Here is a 21,976-nt window from a genome sequence, read left to right as displayed (position 1 = left end):
GGTTCAGTGGCTCATTCGACGAAGCGGGCGCTCATTCGACGAAGCGGGCGCTCATTCGACGAAGCGGGCGCGGAGGGCCGCGCGCTGATCGGCGGTGATGCCGATGCGGGACAGATAGCCGTCCAGGTCGCCGTACATGTCGTTCATGGCGCTGGTGGCGGTGTCGAGGTAGTCGGCGCGGACGCCGAGCAGGTCGTCGGAGATTTCTTCGTCCGATTCCATGGCCATGAAGGCGCGCAGGGTGGGGACGGCGTCATTGCTGAGCAGGTAGTCCGCGTAAACGTCCTCCTCGAGGACGTCGACGGCGCGCAGCAGGGTGGCGACGGACCAGCCGGTGCGGTCCTTGCCCGCGGCGCAGTGCACGAGCGCGGTGCCGGTGAGCACGGAGTCGGCCAGGGCCTTGATGGCGGTGTGCGCCTCGGGCATGGCGGGGAAGAGCCGGTAGACCTCCACCATGTGCAGGCCGGCGGTGGCCGGATTGCGGGCTTCGTTCGGCGGGGTCTCGCCGATGTGCGAGTCGAACGGCGTCACATGCAGCCGGACCTGCTCCGGGAGCACGTCGTGGCCGATGTAGTCGATTTCGGCGTGCCCGCGCAGATCGTGCACATCGGTGATGCCGAGTTCGAGCATGCGGGCATGCCCTTCCGCGTCGAGCCTGCTGAGCTGGGCCGAGCGCAGCAGTACTCCACTGCGGATGTGGTTGCCGGCCGTGGTGCGGGCCCCGCCCACATCGCGGAAGTTGAAGGTGCCGGTGAGCAGGAACGGATCGTGCCGCGCTGAAGTCACCCCGACAGGCTATCGGTGGGCGCCCGAACGGGAGGTGTCCTGGCCGCTCACCGGACGTGAATTCCGTGTCGTGAGCGGCGCGTTGCGCATACGCCGTGCGGTTCGGCCCTGTGGGCTCGGGCACAGTCGGTATCTTTGAGCGAACCGAAGTCCGTAAAATACCGATCGGTTCTAATGTCCGATTCACCGGGCGATTCGGGAATTCAGCGATTCCTATTCGATCGCGAGCGAGTTCCGATTAGGTAACGAAACATTCTTCCGGTACGAAATCGGCTATCAAAGCTGGTCATGCACCCAGAAAACGACGTATCGTTGATACCTGTTGAACGGGTACGCCGGGTCATGCTCGGGGGTCAGTGCTGATCTGCAAACCCGTTGAGCGAGCTCCGCAACCTAGTTGTGTGAGTTCTTTCGCTATAGGGAGTTGTAGTTGAGCGCTAGTGGAGAAATCGTCCAGGTCGGATTGCGTCCGGCCATGGCAGAGGCCATCGAGAAGGCGGCGGCATCGCTCGATATCACCGGTAGTCGCGCGTTACGAGTGCTGCTGCATGCGGGCGTGAGCGCGCTGTGGCCGATGCTGAAATCCTCACCCGAGCGGCAGATTCGTGCCTACGAGTCCACGCTGGTGATTCTGCGCCGCCGCTGGGAAGGCGGCGGGGGCGTCTGTGTGCCCGATCTGCAGGCCTCGGCCATGTTCCGCGGGCTCGATGCGGATGTCACCGAGTTCCTCGAGATGTGTTCCAAGCGTTCGGGCACGCAGTGGCTGGAGCCGGTGGATGCGATTGCCGCCTATCTGGTGGCCGTCATCCAGGGGATGGTGTTGCGCTGGCTGGCCGACTGCGACGACGAGATATCGCTGGTCGTGCTGGATGATCTGGTGTCCTACGTGTCCACCAAGGCCGTCGACCTCTGACGGGCCCGATTCGAAGTTCCTGTGCGTTCACCCAATTGCTGGACGCATGACCAGTTTCGTGATCGAATGAACTGGTGACCGAAACGTCGCCGATTTCCGGCCTGCACGCGGCCACCGCCGAACTGGATCCGCCGCTGGCTGCCCTCGACCTGGCCGCACTGCGCGCCAATGCGGTCGACCTGGTTCGCCGTGCGCGCGGGGTCCCCGTGCGGGTGGCCAGTAAATCCGTACGCTGCCGCGCCGTCCTCCAGGAGGTGCTCGGCAGCGACCTGACCAGGTCCGGCGGCTTCGCCGGCATCATGGGCTATTCGCTCGCGGAGGCCCTCTGGCTGGCCGGGCTCGGGGCCCGCGACATTCTGCTGGGTTATCCGACCACCGATCGCGGATCGCTGGCCAAGCTGGCCGCCGATCCGGTGCTGCTGGACTCCATCACCCTCATGATCGACGATGTCGATCAGCTCGACCTGATTCGCGCCGCCGTCGGCGAAAAGGCTTCTTCCCGTGTGTGTATCGATGTCGACGCCTCGCTGCGCATCGGGCCGCTGCACCTGGGTGTGCGCCGCTCGCCCATTCGCACGCCCGAACAGGCCGGGCGACTGGCCGGTACCGCCCGCCGCCGCGGTTTCCGCGTGGTCGGCGTTATGACCTACGAGGCGCAGATCGCCGGGCTGCCGGATACGAATCCCGCTGTGCGACTGGTGAAGAAGGCGTCCGCCTTCGAGATCGGGCGGCGCCGCCGGCAGGTGCTGGACGCGGTGCGCACCGAGGTCGGTGAGCTGGAGATCGTCAATAGCGGCGGCACCGGCTCCATCGAGGTCAGCATTTCCGATGCGAATGTCACCGAGGTGACCGCCGGGTCCGGGCTCTATCTGCCCACCCTCTTCGACGGTTATCGCAATCTGGCTCCGCGCCCGGCAATGTATTTCGCCATGCCGGTGCTGCGGCACCCCGCCCCGGGCATTGCCACCGTCTTCTCCGGCGGCTATATCGCCTCCGGTCCCACCGGCGCCTCCCGGGTGCCGAAGCCGGTGTGGCCCAAGGGATTGAGCCTGATCGGCACCGAGGGTGCGGGGGAGGTGCAGACCCCGCTCACCGGCGCCGAGGGTCTCGCCATCGGCGACCGCGTGTGGTTCCGGCACGCCAAGGCGGGGGAGCTCTGCGAGCGGTTCAATCAGGTGAACCTGGTCGACGCCGACGGCACCCGCATCGAAGTGCCGACCTACCGCGGCGAAGGCCAGAATTTCGGCTGATCGCCTGGCGCGAAGCCTCCACGTCATTCCGGCGCGTTCTTGGCCGGAATCCACTGTGCTGGAGGAGATCCCGGCCAAAAGCATGCCGGGATGACGGGGCGCGTGTCCGAGGTCAGACGCGGTCGAGTTGGAGCACTGCCGCCAGGTCGGAGAGTTCTGCTGTGGTCGTCGGCAGGTATTCGGTGAGCAGCGGTGAGCGGACGATGACGGCCGACCACATGGCGCGGGAGATGGCGCTGGTCAGCCAGTGCCGCGAGAGCAGCGTGCCGATGCCGTGCGGGGCGTCCTTGGGGGCCGAGGTGGTCATCGAGACCAGGACTACGGCGGCTTCGCGACCCTGGAAGTGATCGGCGGTGCCGACCAGGACGTCTTCGATCCTGGCGCGGGACAGCAGCGTTCGGATGCGCGCGACCTGGGCGTGATACGGGGCGACGACCAGAATGTCGTGCGGATGCAGGGGGCGGGTGACCGCGCCGGTCTGCCACGGCAGACCGAGCAGATTGCGGACCTGGCGGACGATTTCGCGGGCCTCTTCGGCGGATTCGGTGCTGTTGCCGTGATGTTCGACGGTCACGGTGCGCACACCGGGGGCGATGCCTTCGAGATCCCTTGCCAGCGTGACGGTTTCATTGGAGCGCAGGCGATTGTCGTAGCGCAGCCGCGAGACCGGGCCGCACATGCGCGGATGCATGCGCCAGGTGCGGTCCAGGAAGTAGCCGAAGACTGCGGGCAGGGTCCGGTGCGCGCCGACCAGCCTGCCCAGCGCCGAATCGTCGACCGGCGCCGGATGCATGCCCTGCCCGGCGCCGGGTGCGGGATCGCCTATCAGCAGCAGGTTCCGGGCGCAGACGGCGACCGCGACGGCATCGGCCAGCGGGAATTTCCCGGCGTCGGCGATCACCAGCAGGTCCAGGCTGTCTCGGGAAATCCGTTCCGGATCGGCGAAATCGCTCGGAAGTCCGCCCACCACACCACCATTGACGGCATTGTCGAGGAAGCGCCCGTACTTCGACGCGTCGATGGGCAGCCACTCCGGCGCCACCGATTGGGTATCGGCCTTGGCGACAAGCTCCGGAAGCACGCCGACCTGCACCACCGCGTCCAGCACATGTTCGACCGCGCGGTGCGAGCGCGCGACCACGCCGACCCGCCACCGGTACCGCGTCACCAGTCTTTCCACCACGCGGGCGGTGGTATCGGTCTTGCCGGTGCCCGGCGGACCCTGCACCGCCACATACGAATTCGCCAATTCGAGTATGGCGGCCGTGACCGCGGCGGCATGGTCGCCGAACACCTCCGGCAGCGCCTTGCCCTCGCGCAGTCGGGGCGGGCGGCCGCCGAGCAGGTCGAAGACCGCGGTCTCGGGCACCTCGGGCAGCGTCACCAGCAGCTGGTGCGCAATGTCCTCGAGGTTCTCCTCCAGATGCTCGTTACGGCCGGGCGGACACGGCACGATGGCGGTGGGCAGCTGGTCGTAGGGTTCACAGGTCTCGGGCAGCAGCTCCACCACCCGGACCACATCCTCGAAATTGGCGTCCAGGGAGCAGCCGAGCACGGTGGCGTGCGCGGCGGCGCGACGACCCGGCATGGCGGTCATACCGGGGACGGGACGGTCGTACAGCGTGAGCACCCGGGTGCCCGGCGGCGGCGCATTGCCGGTGCCGAGTCTGCCGGTGAGCGTGAGGTATCGGCGCATGGGGCGCTGACCGGTGCTGTGCCAGTCGGTATCCACCGTGCCCCAGTCGGCGACCAGAACGCCCGGGGCATCGGCCCACTCCTCGACCGGATGATCGAGCCGATCATCGTGCGCCCACCGCAGCGGTTGCCGCTCCCTGCGGTGATAACCCAGCGCGGCCGCGGTGAACGCCGCCGTCACCTGCGCCGAAGTGCGTTCCCGCCCATCGCGATAGCCGGTGTCGGCGAATTCCCGCAGCGCCGCCTCCACCTCGTCGGGCCCGGTCTCCCAGTAGTCGTACGACATGCGCCGAGCGGGCTGCACGCCGTGCTCCTGCGCCAATTCCGTCAGCCAATTTCGCAGTCGCAGAACAGCTCCCGGACCGGTATCCGCATCGGCCGGTCCGGATAAGGTGCGGTCCGCAGGGGTCTGCGCCGGGCCTTCGAGGTAGCTCGCGTACGGCGTATTCGGATCGCCGGTGGTGGCGGTGTCCATACCCGCGGCGCGGTTCGGGGGGAGCTGGCGCACATCGTAGGAGCGTTCGCCGACGATCATGGCGGCGCGCACGATGGGGTAGAGGTCGACGAGGGCCGGAAGTAGTTCGGCCACTACGTCTTCGCCGTCGGGGTAACGCTCGCCGAGCGCACTGAGCAGGGGGCGCAGTTCGCCGCGATAGTGGTGGATGCGCAGATCGGGATGTTCCCACTGGCGTTCGGTGAGGAAGTCCAGCAGGGCGTCGGCATCGTCGTCCCAGACCGGGACATCCTGTGCCGCAGCGGCATCGCCGGCGGCGCTCGTACACTCACCGCGAATGGTGAAGGCGTGCACGCCATCTGCGGACCAGTTGGACCACACCTCGATCCGATCGGGCGCGCTGACGCTGACGAACAGATCGCCCCGGCTGGGCTGGGGCAGCGCGGCCAGGGCGCCGGCATCGATGAGGGTGTGCGCGGGATGGCCGGTGTGCTCGCGCTCCAGCTGGAGTTCGGCCTGCCGGCGCAGAGCGGTGAAAGCCGGTGTGGGAACACCGGATACGGTGGCGTCGGCGGCGGCCAGGCGGTCCACGGTGGTGATGCCGGCGTCCCGGAGCTGGGCCCGGGTGGTGGCGCGCATACCGGCGACCAGCAGCAGATCGCGGCGCGATTCCAGTTCGGCGGTGCAGGCTCGGCAGTGGCCGCAGGCGAGGAAGCGGCGGTCACCCCACTGCACGGGCAGCAGCTCACCGAGTTTGGCTTCCAGAATGTGGTTCAGGCGGTCGCGGCGGGCGCGGTGCACGACGGCGATATCGGCGAGCGAATGTGTGGTCGCGATACCGTCCAGCCATAGCCTGGCGTGGGTGGCGGGCCGGAAGCCATTGTCGCGCAGCGCATCCGCGATGGCGGCCAGGGTGAGCAGCGCGGGCAGGCGGGTATGCCGGGTGGCGACGGCGGCGGGCAGGTAGTCGTGGGTTTCGGGGGCGTTGTCGCGCACCAGGAAATCGCAGCGGGTGGCGAAGACGCCGTCGAAGGCGACGGCTCCCGCGACCGCGTCGGCATTCGCGCGCAGGGCGGCGAAGGTCTGCTCGTGCGCGGCGTGCAGCGCCGCGGTGGTCGCCGCCGGATCGGCCCGGTCCCGCACGCGCACGCGCACCACGCCCGTACCGAACCGATCGCGCAGGTCCGCGAGCCGATACTCCACCGCCGGATCACAGGCATGCGCCAGTACACCGGGCGCCGGGTATTCGATCGACGTCACCAGCCCCAGTTCGGCGTCGAGCGCGCGCAGTAGCGCGAACTCACAACGCGCCGCCGACACCAGGTCACCGGTGCTGCACACGACACGATCACCGAACAGAATCAATCGCGGCCCTCCTGTGTCTCTCCGCCGACACCCGCGACTCGGACGCGCGCCATTGCGTGCCGAGTCGCGCAACAGCGTAGTGACTCGCTGTACGCGGGTGTGTTGCCAGGTCACCTCCGCGCGCCGCCCCCGCATATCCCACCCCACCCGCACGTCACCCCAGCTCTGCGGGCGATGTTGGGACACAACACGACTCGCCCGCCCCGGCCCCGCGCGCCCCGCTCGGAGCCCGGAACCCCCCTACCCCCGAACCGGCGTGTCGACACACCCGCCGAATCTCGACCCGCGCCGCACACCGCGACGATTCGCCCGATCGCAGTGCGCGTATTCACCACATTCGAGATACCACCCCCGGCGTTCGTGTGACGCCACCGAACTACGTCGCGCTCCGCCGTTCGTGCGATAGCGCTGAACCGGCTCCGTTCCGCCGCCGGCGTCGTGCCGTGTCGCTGAACTGTGTTGCGCTCCGCCGTTCGTGCGATGGCGCTGAACTGGCTCCGTCCGCCGCCGGCGTTCGTGCCGTGTTGCTGAACTGCGTTGCGCTCCGCCGCTCGTGCGATGGCGCTGAGCTGGCTCCGTTCCGCCGCTGGCGTTCGTGCCGTGTTGCTGAACTGTGTTGCGCTCCGCCGATCCGTGGTCTTCCAGGGCTTGCGATAATCGCCGGATGCCGTATTTCGAGGGCGCCCGCGGGCGGCTGCACTACCGCCGCTGGTCGCTCGATCGCCCGGCGGCGACCCTCGTGCTGCTGCCCGGGACCGGCCAGCACAGCGGCCACTATCACCGGTTCGCCCGAGCCCTCGCTCCCGCCGGGATCGAACTTTGGACCCTCGACACGTCCGGCCACGGCCTCAGCGAAGGCGATCCCGAGCGCCCCGGCAGCCTCCCCGAACTGGCGGCTGACGCACTGACCTTCCTCGCTCTCGTCCCCTCTCCGCCCCCGCTCTTCCTCATGGGCCACTCCCTGGGCGCAGCCACCGCCTTGGCGGCAATCACCGCCGACTCCACCCCGCCGTGCGCGGGCCTGATCCTCTGCGGCACTCCCAAAGCTGTTCTCGCAGGCCAACCCCCGAAGTCGGCGCGCGGCGCCGCCGCCACCGAGCCCCGCAGTGTCGGTGCCGCCGCGCGATCCGGTGGCAGCGTGGGAGGTACGCACCCGCAGCCATCGACCGCTCTCGGGGACGCGTCGAATCCCGCACGCGGCAAAAGTGTTTCGACTGCGCCGGGCCGCGGTATCGAGGGTGGGCGCGAACCGGTGCTGCCGGAGGGGATTCCGGTGTTGTGTGTGCACGGGGTGGATGATCGGCGGACTCCGGTGGGGCCGGTGCGGGAGTGGGCGGGGCGGGTGGCCGCCGAGTTCCGGGAGTACGAGGACGCTGGGCACGATCTGCTGCACGAGCCGGTGCACGCGGAGGTCACCGCGGATATCGCCGCCTGGGTTGGCTCGGTGGCGGGGAGTTCCTGACAGCGAGCGTCAGGTGTTGGCCGGTGATCTCGAACCGCCGGGGCGAGGGGCGTTTACGGTGTCAGGCGTGCCACTCTACGAATTCGAAGGCAAGCGGCCCACGGTCGATCCGACGGCGTTCATCGCGCCCACCGCGACGCTCATCGGGGATGTGCGGGTCGAGGCGGGAGCGTCGATCTGGTACGGCGCGGTGCTGCGTGCGGATCTGGCCCCGATCATTATTCGCGAGCGCGCGAATGTGCAGGACAATGCGGTGATCCACGTACCGGAGGACGTTCCGGTGGAGATCGGCCCGGGCTCGACCATCGCGCATGCGGTGGTCTTCCACGGCGCGACGCTCGGCGCGGAATCCATTGTGGGCAACGGCAGTACGGTCCTGGACATGGCGAAGATCGGCAGTGGCACCATGATCGCCGCCCACTCGCTGGTCCCGCCCGGCGCGCACATCCCCGATGGCGTCCTGGCCGCCGGATCCCCCGCCCAGGTCAAACGCCCCATCGAGGGCACCCCCGCCGAAATGTGGGTGAAAATCAACCCCTCGTACTACGCCGAACTGGCCCAGCGACACCGCCGAGGCATCACCGAAATCAAGTAACACCAAGCCTTTTCACCGAGAGGGCTCTCACGGTGGCATTGCGCGGCGTGTCGCCACCGTGAGAGCCCTCTCGATGATCGGTCAGTCGTGTGGGGTGGCGGGGTGTAGGAGGTGGACTACTTCTTTGTCGGTGAGTTGGTGGAAGTCGCGGTAGACGGCGCCTACGCCGCCGAGGGAGCGGGGGACGAGGGGACAGAGGACGTCGTCGGCGAGCGCTCGAATGCGGTGCAGCGCTTCGGCGGAGGAGACGGGGACCGCGACCAGGAGGCGGCGGGGTTCGTGTATGCGGGCGACTTCGCAGGCGACGGCGACGGTCGCGCCGGTGGCCATGCCGTCATCGGCGATCACCACGGTGCGGTCCTTCAGCGGAATCGGGGGGTCGGCGCGCAGCACTCGGCGCCGCCGCTCGAGTTCGATCCGCTCCAGGTCTTCGACATCGGCGAACTGCTCCGGCGTGACGCCGGTGTGCTGCACCACGTCGACATTGAGCACCCGCACCCCGTCCTCGCCGATGGCTCCCATGGCCAGTTCCGGCTGCCACGGCACCCCGAGCTTGCGCACCAGCAGCACATCGAGATCCCCGCCGGTCACCTCTCGAATCGCCACCGCCACCGGCACCCCGCCCCGGGGCAACCCCAATACCAGCGGATCCGCCCCGCGCAGATACCCGAGCACCCCACCCAGCGCCCGCCCTGCAGCCTCCCGATCGGGATAGATCATTGCTGCCCAGTCTAGTTCGCGCCCCGGCACCGCCTCGCCGAACAGGACAAATGCCACCTCAATAGCGGGTCGCGCTGGTTCGTGACCCGCGATCGTGAGCCGGGCAACGCCCGCCGTAGCCGGCCCTGATCCGCGTGCCGCGAGCGCGAGCCAGAGGTTCGAGATCATCAGGAAATGGTGGCGGCATTGTGCGAGTGGCCGCCGCCCTCAGTTCCTGGTCGATGGGGTGAGTGCGCTATTCGCTGCGAATGGTGAAGCGGCGCAGGGCGAGGCTGGGGTTGGTGGTGCGAACCTGGTGGAGGTGCTCGAGGTCGATGCGGGCGGTGGCTATGCCGGGCTGGTCGCCGAGTTCGCCGAGGATGGCGCCGGTGGGGGCGATGACCATGGAGGCGCCGGAGCCGCGCGGCGCGGCCTGGTCGGCGGCGGCGACGTAGATGGTGTTCTCGATGGCGCGGGCGCGCAGCAGGGTAGTCCACTGATCGACCTTGCCGGGGCCCGGAATCCACTGGGCGGGCAGCAGCAGGACGTGCGCTCCGGCGGCCGCAATGCGCCGAATGCCCTCGGGGAAGCGCAGGTCGAAGCAGGTCTGCATACCGAAGACGACCCCGTTGACCGTGAAGGTCGGGGACTGGTCGAGCGGTCCGGACAGCACCACATCGGATTCGCGGGAGGCGAAGGCGTCGTAGAGGTGAACTTTGCGATAGACCGCCGCGAATTCGGCATCGGGGGAGGCCGCGACCAGGGTGTTGTAGACGCGGTCGGCGGGCCGGTCGCCACCGGGCGTTTCGATGACCCCGGCCACCAGGTGCACCCCGAATTCGGCTGCGATTCCGCGCAATCCGCTGACGAACGGCCCGGTGAGGGGTTCGGCGGCGGGGATGGCGCGTTCGTCCAGGTGCAGCACCGAGAACATGGAGTATTCGGGGGCGATCACCACCTGGGCTCCGAGCGCCGCGGCGGCCCGTACTTCTTCGCGCAGTGTCGTGAGATTGGCCACGGTGTCCGTGCCGGGTGCGAACTGCACGACGGCGATGTCGACAACCCCGCCGTCCGCCACGCCGACGGCGAGTTCCGGTTCGGCGGCAGGTTCGTGAACGGTGATCGTCGTTGCCCCCGAACTGCCTGGTTCTGTCGTTGCGGCCGTGCCGGTTACGTAATTGCGGACCGGGACGGGTTCGGCCCGGCCGAGTCCGGATGCCGGAAGAACAGGGGTCGCGGCGACGGCCGAGGGCGGGTTGTCCGGTTGCACGAGTTCCAGCCTATTCACCCGATGGTCGGACCGACCAGGGCAAGGCAGTAAACTCCTGGTCAATGAGTACCTCACCGGCCGACAGCGTTCCCACTGACGACGAGAGGGACGCGAACGGCCCGTCCTTCGCTGATCTCGGTATCGATGACCGCGTATTGCGGGCCATCGCCGATGTCGGCTACGAATCGCCGTCGCCTATTCAGGCTGCGACGATTCCGCCGCTGCTGGCCGGCAAGGACGTGGTGGGTCTCGCGCAGACCGGCACCGGTAAGACCGCCGCCTTCGCCATCCCGATCCTGATGGGTCTGAATATGGTCGGTAAGGCGCCCAAGGCCCTGGTGCTGGCCCCGACGCGCGAATTGGCCATACAGGTCGCGGAGGCCTTCGGCCGGTACGCCACCCACATTCCGGGTCTGAACGTGCTGCCCATCTACGGCGGCCAGAACTACGCCGTGCAGCTGTCCGGACTGCGCCGGGGCGCGCACGTCGTGGTCGGCACGCCGGGTCGTGTCATCGACCACCTGGAGCGCGGCACCCTCGATCTGACGGAGCTGCAGTACCTGGTCCTCGACGAGGCCGACGAGATGCTGAAGATGGGCTTCCAGGAGGACGTGGAGCGCATCCTGCGCGACACGCCCGACACGAAGCAGGTCGCGCTGTTCTCGGCGACCATGCCGCCGGTGATCCGCAAGATCTCCAAGCAGTACCTGCACGATCCGGTCGAGATCACGGTCAAGACGAAGACCTCGACCAGCCCCACCATCAGTCAGCGGTATGTCTCGGTGTCGTACCAGCGCAAGCTGGACGCGCTGACCCGCATCCTCGAGGTCGAGGCCTTCGAGGCCATCATCATCTTCGTGCGCACCAAGCAGGCGACCGAGGAATTGGCCGAAAAGCTGCGCGCCCGTGGGTATTCCGCCGCCGCCATCAATGGCGATATCGCGCAGACCCAGCGTGAGCGCACTATCGGCCAGCTCAAGAACGGCCAGATCGACATCCTGGTCGCCACCGATGTCGCCGCGCGCGGCCTGGACGTGGACCGCATTTCGCATGTCGTCAACTACGACATTCCGCACGACACCGAGTCGTACGTGCACCGCATCGGCCGCACCGGCCGCGCGGGCCGCTCCGGTGAGGCGCTGCTGTTCGTCGCCCCGCGCGAGCGGCGTTTACTGGACGCGATCGAGCGCGCCACCCGCCAGCCCATCACCGAGATGCAGCTGCCGAGTGTGGACGACGTGAACGCGCAGCGTGTCGCGAAGTTCGGTGACACCATCACCGAGAATCTCGCCTCGTCGAACCTGCCGCTGTTCCGCAAGCTCATCGAGGATTACGAGCGCGAGCACAATATCCCGCTGGTGGATATCGCGGCCGCGCTGGCGATCGGCTCGTACGACGGCAATAACTTCTTCATGGAGCCCGATCCGGAGCCGGCCCCGCGCCGCGAGCGGGCCGAGCGCGGTGAGCGTTCGTTCAACGATCGCGAGCCCCGTGAGCGCCGTCCCCGCGAGGGTGGGCCCAGCCTGCACCGCAATACCGGCGCGGAGCTGGTCACCTATCGCATCGAGGTCGGTAAGCGCCACAAGGTGGCTCCCGGCGCGATCGTGGGCGCCATCGCCAATGAGGGCGGCCTGCGCCGCAGCGACTTCGGTCATATCAGCATTCGCCCCGACCACAGCCTGGTCGAGCTGCCTGCCGATCTCTCGCAGGAGACCCTGAATGCCTTGAGCCGCACGAGAATCAGCGGCCAGCTCATTCAGCTCCAGCTGGATTCGGGTGCGCCCGGACCGCGTGCCATGAGCCGCGCGCCGCGCCGCCCGGTGGACCGTGAGTTCAAGCGCCCGGACGCCACCCGCCGCAAGCCCCGCTCGTAATCGCTTCGCGCCCTGCCGTTTCCACCGCACCCGCTCCTCGTGCGCCGGTGCGGGCGAGAAGGTCAGGGCGTGAACGTATTCCGGCCGCGCCCACCGCGTGATCCGGGCTGAACACTCGCGCCCAGGCTTCCGAGCCTGGGCGCGAGTCTGTTTTTCGGATCAGTTGGTATCGCTGCTGGATCCGACCACGGCCGGGGAGTTGGGTTGTGTGGCCGGGGGATTCGGCTGTGTGGCCGGAACACCGGCGGGGGCGTCGGGCGCGGTGGTGACATTCGGCTGGGCGGCCGGAGCGCTCGGCGCGGTGGTCGCGGGCTGGCCGGTCCCGGGCTGGGGAGCTGCCCCATCGGTTTGCGGCGCGGCATTCGGCTGCGTGGTCGGCACGCTCGCGGCGGGCGGATCCTTGGGCAGGTCGGCGACGGTGAACAGACCCACGGTGGGCAGCACCACGCAGCGCGAGCCCGGGTAGTCGATGGTGCCCCACAGCGAGGCGACGACGGTACCCGGACCGGAGTCGACGGTCTTGGACAGCGCCGGCAGGTTGTAATCGGTCTGATCGTCGAGCGCGTTGATGCCGCTGCGGCCATTGGCCACATTCAGCCAGGCGACACTGAGCCCGGAGGCCAGCGGCATGCCGACGGTGCCGGGGGTGGCCTGGAAGCGCAGTGTTCCGGGCGGCCCGGCGACGCCGCGGTCGGGACCGGACTCACCGGATTCGGCCGAGGCGACCGTCATGGTGAAGGGCATATTGAAGCCGCAGCCCAGGGTGGGCGCCTGATAGCCGAAGGGTGCGAAGGCGATATTGCTCAGTTTGGCGGCGGAGATCAGTTCCGCGGCCTTGGCGGTGGTGTTCACCGCGGCCAGGGCGCTCTGATCCGGACCGGCCGCATCGGTGAGATGCGTGATCGCGGTATCGATCGGCGATGCGGCGGGCTCGGCGCCGGCCGTGCTGGTCGCGCCGAGAACTGCCGTGGCGGCGATGGCCGCGGCCGATGCGGCCCGCCGGGAAAGGGTCCTGCCGTTCACTCGTGCTGCTCCTGCGAACTCTCTCGGATACCGGAATCGATGTCCGGCCGCTGCTTTCGCCGTGAAATGCGGCACGAGCACGCCGGATCTTCTCGGCAACGTACCAGCTCTCGCTGTGAGCCGTCGGGCGAGGCGGCGCGTCACTGTGATCCAGCCGACAGGTCTCGTATTACCGGGGGGTAGGTTTGGAGTCGATAAGACAGCGACGCTGGGAGATGCGATGAAACTTGCCCTGTCACCTGACGAGGTGAAATTCCGGGACGAACTGCGCGAGTTCTACCGGACCGAGATCCCGGCGGAGATCCGCGACCGCGTGAAGTACGGCCGCGAACTCTCCCGCGAGGACATCGTCACCACGCACCAGATCCTCAACGCGCACGGCTATGCCACGCCCAAGTGGCCGGCCCAGTGGGGTGGCCGCGACTGGACACCCATGCAGCTGCACATCTGGGAAGACGAGATGCAGCTGGCGTCCGTGGTGGAGCCGCTCACCTTCAATGCCCAGATGATCGGCCCCGTGATCGCGCAGTTCGGCTCCGAGGAGCTCAAGGCGCGCTTCCTGCCGCCGACCGCGAATCTCGACATCTGGTGGTGCCAGGGCTTTTCCGAGCCGGACGCGGGCTCGGACCTGGCCTCGCTGCGCACCACCGCGGTCCGCGACGGCGATTCCTACATCGTCAACGGCCAGAAGATCTGGACCACGCTGGCGCAGTACGCCGACTGGATCTTCTGCCTGGTGCGCACCGATCCGACCGTCAAGAAGCAGGCCGGCATCTCGATGCTGCTCTTCGATGTGAAGTCGCCCGGTGTGACCGTGCGCCCGATCAAGCTCATCGACGGGCATCACGAGGTCAACGAGGTCTTCTTCGAGAATGTCCGGGTGCCCGCCGATCAGCTGGTCGGCGAGGAGAACATGGGCTGGACCTACGCCAAGTTCCTGCTCGGCAACGAGCGCACCGGGATCACCGGTGTCGGTCGCACCAAGGTCAAGCTCGGTGTGGCGAAAGAGTATGCGGCGCAGACCAGGTCGGGCGCGGGCACGCTGCTGGAGGATCCGGTGTTCGCGGCGCGCATCGCGGAGCTGGAGAACGAGCTGCTGGCACTGGAGCTCACGCTCGCGCGGGTGGTGTCGCAGCCGAGCGACGGTAAGCCGAATCCGGCCTCCTCGGTGCTGAAGCTGAAGGGTTCGGAACTGCAGCAGGCCGCCACCGAACTGCTGCTGGATATCGCCGGTCCGGACGCACTGCCGGTGCAGGCCGACGACATCGCCTCGCCCGATTGGGCGCAGCGCAGTGGCCCCGCCTATCTGAACTACCGCAAGACCACCATTTACGGAGGCTCGAGCGAGGTGCAGCGCACCATCATCGCCTCCACCATCCTCGGATTGTGAGCTGCCGCCATGGATTTCGAACTCACCGATGAACAGGTCATGCTGCGGGACACGGTCCGCGATCTGCTCGGCCGTGCCTACGACCCGGAGACCCGGCTGAAGGTCACCGATACCGAACTCGGCTGGAATCGCGATGTCTGGAATCAGCTCGCCGAACTCGGCGTGCTGGGACTGGCCTTCAGCGAGGAGGACGGCGGCGTCGGGGCGGGGCCCGTGGAGGTCATGGTCGTGCTGGAGGAGGTCGGCCGCCGCCTGGCGCCCGAACCGATTCTGGATGCCGTACTGGTGCCGGGCGGGCTGATCGTGGCCGCTGGCACCGCCGCGCAGAAGCAGCGGGTGCTGCCCGAGCTGGTGGCCGGTACCAGGCTGCTGGCCTTCGCGAACGAGGAGCCCGGAACCCGCTGGCCCGCAGCGGAACTCGCCACCACGGCGGTTCCGCAGGGCGGCGGATACGCGCTCACCGGCGTGAAGAATCCGGTCCCGCACGGTGATTGCGCCGACGAGTTCGTGGTCAGCGCGCAGTTGCCCGGCGGCGGACTCGGGCTCTTCCTGGTCGCGGCCGATGCGGAAGGCGTGGTGCGCAAGCCGTTCCGCACCTTCGACGGGCGTCGCGGCGCGCAGGTCGAATTGACCTCCGCCGCCGCGGAACTGCTCGGCGAGAATGCCGATGCCGCGGCCGCTGTAGCCGTGGTGACCGCGCAGGCGCAGGCCGCGCTCTGTGCCGAATCACTCGGCGCGATGGAGGAGGCGCTGCGCCTCACCACCGAATATCTCAAGACCCGCAAGCAGTTCGGCGTCACGCTGTCGAAGTTCCAGACCCTCAGCCAGCGTGCGGCGAATATGTATGTCTCCCTGGAACTGGCGCGCAGTATGAGCCTGTACGCCAGCGCCGCACTGGTGGACGATGTCACCGATCCGGTGGTCGCCGCGCGCGCCCGCCTGCAGGTCGGCCGGTCGGCCCGCCATATCGGCCAGGAGGCGATCCAGATGCACGGCGGTATCGGTATCACCACCGAATATCCGGTGAGCCACTACGTGGCCCGCCTCACCGCCATCGCCCGCACCCTGGGCGGCGATCTGGAACACCTGCGCGTGCTCACCGCCCGCGTAGCCGACTACACCCTCGTCGAGTTCTGACCCGTACCAACAAGTTTCGCGCCCCGTCCCAGCTCTGGGATGGGGCGCGAGCCATTTCCGGAGCGTATGTGTGAGGCGGCCCCCGTCATCCCGGCATGTTTATGGCCGGGATCCACACCGGAAGCGTGCCAACAGGTCTGGTGGATCCCGGTCAGAAGCGCGCCGGGATGACGGGGTGACCGTGCCGGGGTGACGGGTGAGGGGGTGACCGCGCCGGGGTGACGGGGTGATTCCGCTACTGGCCGCCGGAGGCCTGGTCGTCGGGGCGGTCGGTGGTGGGCACGGCCGCGATGGCGGGTTCGGTGGTGCCTCGCGTGGGTTCCGTTGTGGGAGCGGCGGGTTCGGTGGTGGTCGTGGACCGGCGCGTGGTGGTGGTCGTGGACCGGGTGGTGGTCGTGCGCGAGGTACTGGGGGCCGAGGGGTCGGCGCCCGGGTCGTCCGGGTCGGTGGTCACGGACGGCGGGGCGGAGTGCCGGGGGGACTGTTCGGTGGCCACCCGCCAGGTGGGGGAGGGCGGGATGATCACGACGGGAGTGGTGGTGCCGGATTGCGAAGTCTCCGGTGCGGCTTGCAGATCCGCGTTCAACGCGGGGGGCGCGACGTACACGTCCTGGTTGCCCAGGCCGCACGCGCCGATCAGTACCAGGCCGAGCGACACCGCACCGACGGCGGCTGCGGCACCGGCCACGGGGGCGGGTATCCGCCGCCGCGGAGTGTCGCCGCGCTTATCCGCGCCGGCGTTGCTGCCGTCCATTAAGGGCACTCCTGTTTCGTCTCGAGTGGGCTCACCCTAACGGAGGAGGGGACGCGGGGCCAGGCGGGCGGCCGGTTGGATCTGGAGCGTCACAGCCGATTCCGCAAGGCACAACTACATCTCAAACAGCAGTAATTCAGATATCGAATCAGTAAAGTGCGCGTGTTGCGCGCACGTGTCGCGTGGACATTTTGTTGCCGAGCCGTAATGTGTGTCCAAAGTTACACGTGAGACGCCCGAAATTTGCCGAGAGACGCGCTGTTGTTCGCCGAACTCGGTGGGCGTCATCGAGGAGTGGATGATGGGTGCATTCTCGACATCCCCACTGCGCGCCGTCGCGCAGTCCGGGGAGCCGGCGACACAGTCGCTGCGATCGTCGGCAATTCTGGCCCGCACTGTCGCCTGGTTGATCTTCCTGGGCGGAGTCACCGGTGCCGTCCTCGGGATCGCCGGTCTACGTGTCGAAATCGCGGTCGCCGGTTTGATTCTCGCCTGCACTGCGGGGCTGATTCTGCTCAAGCTGCGCGCGGACGGTATGTCCCGCGACAATCGCTGAGGCCCCGCGACAATCGCTGAGCCTCAGGGCCGGCGGCGAATAACCCATTCGAAAGCGGCTGCTTCGGAGCGGCTGCCCTCGATTGTGCGCGACCGATTCGGTTCCCCGAGTTCGGCAAGCAGGCGTTCGGAAATCGGCACCAGCGCGGCCAGTGAATCCGGTGTGAACCATTCCGGGCGAGTGGCGAAAAGCAGATCCTCACTGGAGGTATTTCCGGACGCGCCGGGGGCGAACGGACAACCGCCCAGTCCGCCGAGCGATCCGTCGACCACATTCGCGCCGGCGGTCAGCGCGGCCAGGGAATTCGCCACGCCCATGCCCCAGGTGTCGTGACCGTGGAAGACGATCCGGTGCTCCGCGGTGCCCCAGCGCCCCTCGGCCACAACGGCTGTCACCAGCGCTGATACCTGGCCCGGATGCGCCTGGCCGAGGGTATCGGCCAGCACGATATCGGCCGCGCCCTCGGTGCGCGGATCCCGGGCGATGGCCAGGACCCGCTGCGGATCGATCGGCCCCTCGAACGGGCAGGTGAAAGTTGTTGCCAGGCACAGCTGAATGCGCCCGCCCGCCGCCTGCGCGAACTCGATGGCCGCGGGCATGGCGGCCAGGCTGTCCTCGGTGGTGCGGCCGATATTGGCCTTGTTGTGCGCATCCGACACCGAGAAGCAGTACTGGAAATTCCGCACACCCGCCGCCGCGGCCTTCTCCACATGACGCGGGGTGGCCACCCACACCCAGCAGCGCCGCAGCTCCTCGGGAGTCAGCGCGGCCACCAGCTCGAGCGTATTGGCCATGGGCGGCACCAGATCCGGCCGCGCCATGGACCCGATCTCCAGCTCCGGCACACCCAGCGCCAGCAGCTCCCGCACAATCTCGACCTTGCGCTCGACCGGCAGCATCTTCCCGGTGAGCTGCAACCCGTCGCGCAGGGTCACGTCTCGCAGAATCGCCGCCATCACAGGCCCTTCCGATCAGTCAGCGTGCAGGCGTCTCCGAAGCCACACCGGGAGCGCGCTCCGGTGCGGGCCCAGCCACCGGCTCTTGTCTCTGCGTGAGCGTGAGTTCCGGTGACGATCCGGGAGCGAGCTTCGGTTGTGATCGCGGCGGTCACCGGCCCTCCAGTGCGTCGATGTCACTGCCGGACATGCCGAGTAGGCCGGAGAGCACCTCGTGGGTGTGCTCGCCCAGGTCGGGGCCGACATTGCGGATGGGGAGCGACCGGCCGCCGATCACCGGGACGATGCCGGTGAAGCCGACCTGTTTGGGCTCGGGTTCACCCACGTCGACCGGGAAGTGCTGAATCATATTGCGCGCCAGGTACTGCTCGTCGGTCACGATATCGGCGGCGGTGTAGATGGGCCCGCACGGGATGGCGGCGGCCTCCAGTAGCCGCAGCGCCTCGTCCCGGGTGCGCAGTCGCGTCCAGTCGGCGATATCGGCGTCCAGTCGATCGCGATTGCGCCAGCGGCCCGCATTGTCCTGCAGCTCGGGGTCGGCCGCCAGATCGGGCCGTTCGATCACCTGCATATAGCGCTGGAAGATGGCGTCGCCATTGCCGCCGATAATGATGCTGTTGCCATCACCGCACGGGTACGCGTTGCTGGGGGCGATGCCCTCCATGCGCCCGCCGACCCGCTCGCGATTGATGCCGTAGGCGAGATAGTCCGGGACCAGCGATTCCATGACGGACAGGATCGACTCGTTCAGCGCCACATCGATAATGCGCTGGTCCAAGGGAACTCGATCGGTGACGCGCTCGCGCTGGAACAGCGCCATGACCGTTCCGAAGGCCGCGTAGATGCCCGCGATGGAATCCCCGATGGAGACGCCCACCCGCACCGGCGGCCGATCCGGATCACCCACGAGTTCGCGCAGCCCGCCGACCGCCTCGGCCACCGCCGCGAATCCCGGCCGCTGCGACAGCGGACCGGTCTGCCCGTACGCGGAAATGCGCGTGATGACCAGATCCGGATTGGCCGCGTTCAGCGCCTCGGGCCCGAGCCCCCACTTCTCCAGCATCCCCGGCCGGAAGTTCTCCAGCAGCACATCACACTGCTTCACGAGATCCAGCACAATCGCGCGCCCCGCCTCGGTCCGCAGATCCAGCACGATCGACTTCTTGTTCCGATTCACCGTCCGATACAGCATGGACGTATCCCCGCCGTACAGCCGCCAATTCCGCAGCTCATCCCCAGTTTTGGGCCGCTCGACCTTGATAACCTCCGCCCCGAAGTCCCCGAGAATCCGCCCCGCCGTAGGCGCGGCAACATAATTCCCCAACTCCAGAACCCGCACCCCATCGAGCGGCCGAATCTCCATACCCGCAATTCTGCCCCACCACGGACCCCGCTCCCCGCCCGCGCACCCCACCGCCGCGCACGAACTGGCCCGGCGCGCACGAAGCGGCATGAGATTCCGTGTGCGGCACGTGAAGCCACGCGCGCCGTTGCCTATCGACCGGACTGGGCGCTGACGGAATCGGTCAAAGCGGACCAGTGATGCGCTCGTTCACCGTGTGTTGTAGTCCAACACGGTTGTACGCATCGATCGCACAGCCCGTTTATAGGCGGCACAGCCCGTACAGAGGGTGTGGCGCAGCGACAAGGGGTGTGCGGTGACCGAAGGAAAGCGCGCAGCCCCGGGCACGTCGGGAGCTGTAGCCGGATTACCTATGCAGCGGGTGGGAGGTCGAGGTCTGATTTGCACGAAAAGGCCGGTGCGACAGTCGAGATGTTGAGGGTGTCTGTCGCACCGGCCGGGCTTTCCGGGTGCGGTGTGCGCATGTGCACCGCACCCGAAAGGGGTTTTGTCAGGCGGCGCGGGGGGCGACCTTTTCGACGATGGAGTAGTGCTCGGCGTTGCCGGTGATGATGGTGCTCGGATTGCCGTGGATGTCGACGGGGATATCGCCGGCCAGGGTGATGCGGGTGAGGCGGCGGGGCTGGCTGTCGTAGTCGTCGATGGCGTAGTGCTGGGTGGCGCGGTTGTCCCAGATGGCTACGTCGCCGAGCTGCCAGTTCCAGCGGGTGGTGTTCTCCAGCTTGGTCACTCGGGCCTGCAGGAGCTGGAAGAGGGCCTGGGATTCGGCGGCGGTGAGGCCGACGAAGTTCTTGACGAAGTGGCCGAGCAGGAGGGCGCGCTCACCGGTGACGGGGTGTACGCGCACGACCGGGTGTTCGGTCTCGTAGTAGGTGGACTCGAATTCGGCGCGGTAGGCCTTGCCCTGATCATTGGGTGCGTGCGAATCGCTGCGGTCGGCGGCGTAGTCGTAGGCATTGGTGTGCCGGGCGCGCAGGTTCTCGACCAGCGCCTTGAGCGGCGCGGGCAGCGATTCGTAGGCGGCGACGGTGGAGGCCCAGGTGGTGGAGCCGCCGTAGGCGGGCAGGTGCACCGCGCGCAGGATGGACGCCTTCGGAATGCGGTCCACGAAGGTGACGTCGGTGTGCCAGCTATTGGCGCGGCCGTACTCGGAATCGATGGGCAGCGACTTGACGCCCTTCGAGGTGACGGTCGGGTGCGGGGTGGTGGGCGCGCCCAGCAGCTGCGCGAACTCGTGCTGGCCGTCCTCGGTCAGATGCTCCTGGCCGCGGAAGAAGATGACCTTGTGCTCGTGCAGCGCGTTCTGAATGACCTGCACGGTCTCGGAATCCAGCTCGCCTCCGAGACGGACGCCGTCGATGCGCGCACCGATCTTGCTGCCGAGCTTCACCACGGTGGCGGTGGTGGCGTAATCGACGGACATACTGGGCCTTTCGCTCGAACGATTGCTTCGTTCGAGCACACCACCGGCCCCGTCGCCGAAACAGGTTTACGCGCAGCCGGATCGAAAGCCGTTACCCCGCCTAACCGCAGCGGTATGCCGGATCCGGCCGCCGCGCTCGGCTAACCGACCTGCTCGCGCAGGTACGCCAGGTCTTCGGCCACCCCGTCGGCGGGGGTCTCCAGAATGATCGGCGCATCCACCGCCTTGCACACCTCGACCAGCAATTGCGGATCGATGGTGCCGTCGGCCAGATTCGCATGCCGGTCCGCGCCCGAATCGAAGGTGTCGCGGGAGGAGTTCAGATGCACCAGATCGATGCGCCCGGTAATGGCCTTGATGCGATCGACAATGCCGAGCAGTTCCTCACCGCCCGCCCAGGCGTGGCAGGTGTCCAGGCAGAAACCGGCCCCGAAATCGCCGACGGCCTCCCACAGCCGCCCGATATCGTCGAAATGCCGTGCCATGGCGTGGTTTCCGCCCGCGGTGTTCTCGATCAGAATCGGCACCGCGAAGCCGCCCTTGTCCTGCTGGCGCTCGAAGAGCTTGCGCCAGTTGAGGATTCCGTCGATGGTCTCCGCATCGGAGCGGACATGCCCGCCGTGCACCACCAGCCCGAACGCGCCCAGCTCGGCCGCGGCCTTCGCCTGCTGTGCCACCGCAGTGCGCGAGGGCATGCGCAGCCGGTTGTTCAGGCTGGCCACATTGATCTGGTACGAGGAGTGCACCACCAGATCGATGGGGCTGGCCTTGATCTCCTCGGCCCGGGGATGCGGCTGGGGTTTGTCCCAACTCTGCGGATCGACCACGAACATCTGGATGACGTCGGCGCCCAGCTTCTCCGCGAAACCGATGGGATCGCTGTCGAGCCGGACGTGTGCTCCTATGCGCATGGCAGCCAGCGTATCGCCGCCCCCCGACAAGAGATTGTGCTCACCTCTGTTGCGCTTCCGCGCGCCGCGGAGATAGTTCTGTAGAACTCGATTGCGCTAT

General features: G+C 67.9%; 18 protein-coding genes. 8 read left to right on the top strand and 10 right to left on the bottom strand.

Annotated elements, in window-relative coordinates:
- Positions 1-51: 51 nt before the first annotated feature.
- A complete protein-coding gene (locus OG326_RS37750) occupies positions 52-786 on the bottom strand; it encodes a tyrosine-protein phosphatase (RefSeq protein WP_327141889.1) in 735 nt (244 codons plus the stop codon).
- Positions 787-1,216: 430 nt separating this feature from the next.
- On the opposite strand from OG326_RS37750, the gene OG326_RS37745 reads away from it, so the two are divergent.
- Both OG326_RS37745 and OG326_RS37740 read left to right on the top strand, forming a co-directional pair.
- Complete coding sequence (locus OG326_RS37745) at positions 1,217-1,699, top strand: TetR family transcriptional regulator (protein ID WP_327141888.1); 483 nt, start codon at positions 1,217-1,219, stop codon at positions 1,697-1,699.
- A gap of 74 nt (positions 1,700-1,773) precedes the next feature.
- Positions 1,774-2,949, top strand: a complete 1,176-nt coding sequence (locus OG326_RS37740) for an alanine racemase (protein WP_327141887.1) — start codon at positions 1,774-1,776, stop codon at positions 2,947-2,949.
- A 112-nt stretch (positions 2,950-3,061) separates the two neighbouring features.
- On the opposite strand, the gene OG326_RS37735 is transcribed toward OG326_RS37740, so the two are convergent.
- A complete protein-coding gene (locus tag OG326_RS37735; RefSeq protein ID WP_327141886.1) occupies positions 3,062-6,463 on the bottom strand; it encodes an AAA domain-containing protein in 3,402 nt (1,133 codons plus the stop codon).
- A gap of 664 nt (positions 6,464-7,127) precedes the next feature.
- On the opposite strand from OG326_RS37735, the gene OG326_RS37730 reads away from it, so the two are divergent.
- Entirely contained in the window at positions 7,128-7,925 is a 798-nt protein-coding gene (locus OG326_RS37730; protein WP_327141885.1) for an alpha/beta hydrolase, read from the top strand.
- 67 nt (positions 7,926-7,992) lie between these two features.
- Positions 7,993-8,520: a gamma carbonic anhydrase family protein gene (locus OG326_RS37725; RefSeq protein ID WP_327141884.1), complete on the top strand. Its 528-nt coding sequence runs from the start codon at positions 7,993-7,995 to the stop codon at positions 8,518-8,520.
- Positions 8,521-8,601: 81 nt separating this feature from the next.
- Here the strand turns inward: OG326_RS37725 and OG326_RS37720 are convergent, their stop codons facing one another.
- Both OG326_RS37720 and OG326_RS37715 read right to left on the bottom strand, forming a co-directional pair.
- Positions 8,602-9,240 (bottom strand): phosphoribosyltransferase, encoded by a 639-nt coding sequence (locus OG326_RS37720; RefSeq protein WP_327141883.1) that lies wholly within the window; start codon positions 9,238-9,240, stop codon positions 8,602-8,604.
- Between the two features lie 235 nt (positions 9,241-9,475).
- Positions 9,476-10,297 carry a carbon-nitrogen hydrolase family protein gene (locus OG326_RS37715; RefSeq protein WP_327146708.1) on the bottom strand — a complete coding sequence of 274 codons (822 nt, stop codon included), beginning with the start codon at positions 10,295-10,297 and terminating at the stop codon, positions 9,476-9,478.
- A 254-nt stretch (positions 10,298-10,551) separates the two neighbouring features.
- On the opposite strand from OG326_RS37715, the gene OG326_RS37710 reads away from it, so the two are divergent.
- Positions 10,552-12,363, top strand: a complete 1,812-nt coding sequence (locus OG326_RS37710) for a DEAD/DEAH box helicase (protein ID WP_327141882.1) — start codon at positions 10,552-10,554, stop codon at positions 12,361-12,363.
- A gap of 159 nt (positions 12,364-12,522) precedes the next feature.
- On the opposite strand, the gene OG326_RS37705 is transcribed toward OG326_RS37710, so the two are convergent.
- Positions 12,523-13,386: a hypothetical protein gene (locus OG326_RS37705; RefSeq protein WP_327141881.1), complete on the bottom strand. Its 864-nt coding sequence runs from the start codon at positions 13,384-13,386 to the stop codon at positions 12,523-12,525.
- Positions 13,387-13,606: 220 nt separating this feature from the next.
- On the opposite strand from OG326_RS37705, the gene OG326_RS37700 reads away from it, so the two are divergent.
- A complete protein-coding gene (locus tag OG326_RS37700; RefSeq protein ID WP_327141880.1) occupies positions 13,607-14,776 on the top strand; it encodes an acyl-CoA dehydrogenase family protein in 1,170 nt (389 codons plus the stop codon).
- A 9-nt stretch (positions 14,777-14,785) separates the two neighbouring features.
- Entirely contained in the window at positions 14,786-15,913 is a 1,128-nt protein-coding gene (locus OG326_RS37695; RefSeq protein WP_327141879.1) for an acyl-CoA dehydrogenase family protein, read from the top strand.
- A 235-nt stretch (positions 15,914-16,148) separates the two neighbouring features.
- Here the strand turns inward: OG326_RS37695 and OG326_RS37690 are convergent, their stop codons facing one another.
- Positions 16,149-16,667 (bottom strand): hypothetical protein, encoded by a 519-nt coding sequence (locus OG326_RS37690; protein WP_327141878.1) that lies wholly within the window; start codon positions 16,665-16,667, stop codon positions 16,149-16,151.
- A 301-nt stretch (positions 16,668-16,968) separates the two neighbouring features.
- On the opposite strand from OG326_RS37690, the gene OG326_RS37685 reads away from it, so the two are divergent.
- Positions 16,969-17,223, top strand: a complete 255-nt coding sequence (locus OG326_RS37685) for a hypothetical protein (RefSeq protein ID WP_327141877.1) — start codon at positions 16,969-16,971, stop codon at positions 17,221-17,223.
- Positions 17,224-17,246: 23 nt separating this feature from the next.
- Here OG326_RS37685 and OG326_RS37680 read toward each other — a convergent pair whose 3' ends face one another.
- The 4 genes from OG326_RS37680 to OG326_RS37665 all read right to left on the bottom strand — a co-directional run bounded on the left by OG326_RS37680 (position 17,247) and on the right by OG326_RS37665 (position 21,876).
- Complete coding sequence (locus OG326_RS37680) at positions 17,247-18,179, bottom strand: hydroxymethylglutaryl-CoA lyase (RefSeq protein WP_327141876.1); 933 nt, start codon at positions 18,177-18,179, stop codon at positions 17,247-17,249.
- Positions 18,180-18,330: 151 nt separating this feature from the next.
- The gene (locus tag OG326_RS37675) at positions 18,331-19,542 is read right to left on the bottom strand and encodes a CaiB/BaiF CoA transferase family protein (protein WP_327141875.1); all 1,212 of its coding nucleotides are present in this window, start codon (positions 19,540-19,542) and stop codon (positions 18,331-18,333) included.
- A 490-nt stretch (positions 19,543-20,032) separates the two neighbouring features.
- Entirely contained in the window at positions 20,033-20,965 is a 933-nt protein-coding gene (locus OG326_RS37670) for a TauD/TfdA dioxygenase family protein (RefSeq protein ID WP_327141874.1), read from the bottom strand.
- A 140-nt stretch (positions 20,966-21,105) separates the two neighbouring features.
- Complete coding sequence (locus OG326_RS37665; RefSeq protein ID WP_327141873.1) at positions 21,106-21,876, bottom strand: deoxyribonuclease IV; 771 nt, start codon at positions 21,874-21,876, stop codon at positions 21,106-21,108.
- Positions 21,877-21,976 lie beyond the last annotated feature (100 nt).

The organism is Nocardia sp. NBC_01327 (assembly GCF_035958815.1).
Classification (GTDB): Bacteria; Actinomycetota; Actinomycetes; order Mycobacteriales; family Mycobacteriaceae; genus Nocardia.
This window is presented reverse-complemented; position numbering and strand designations above follow the sequence as displayed.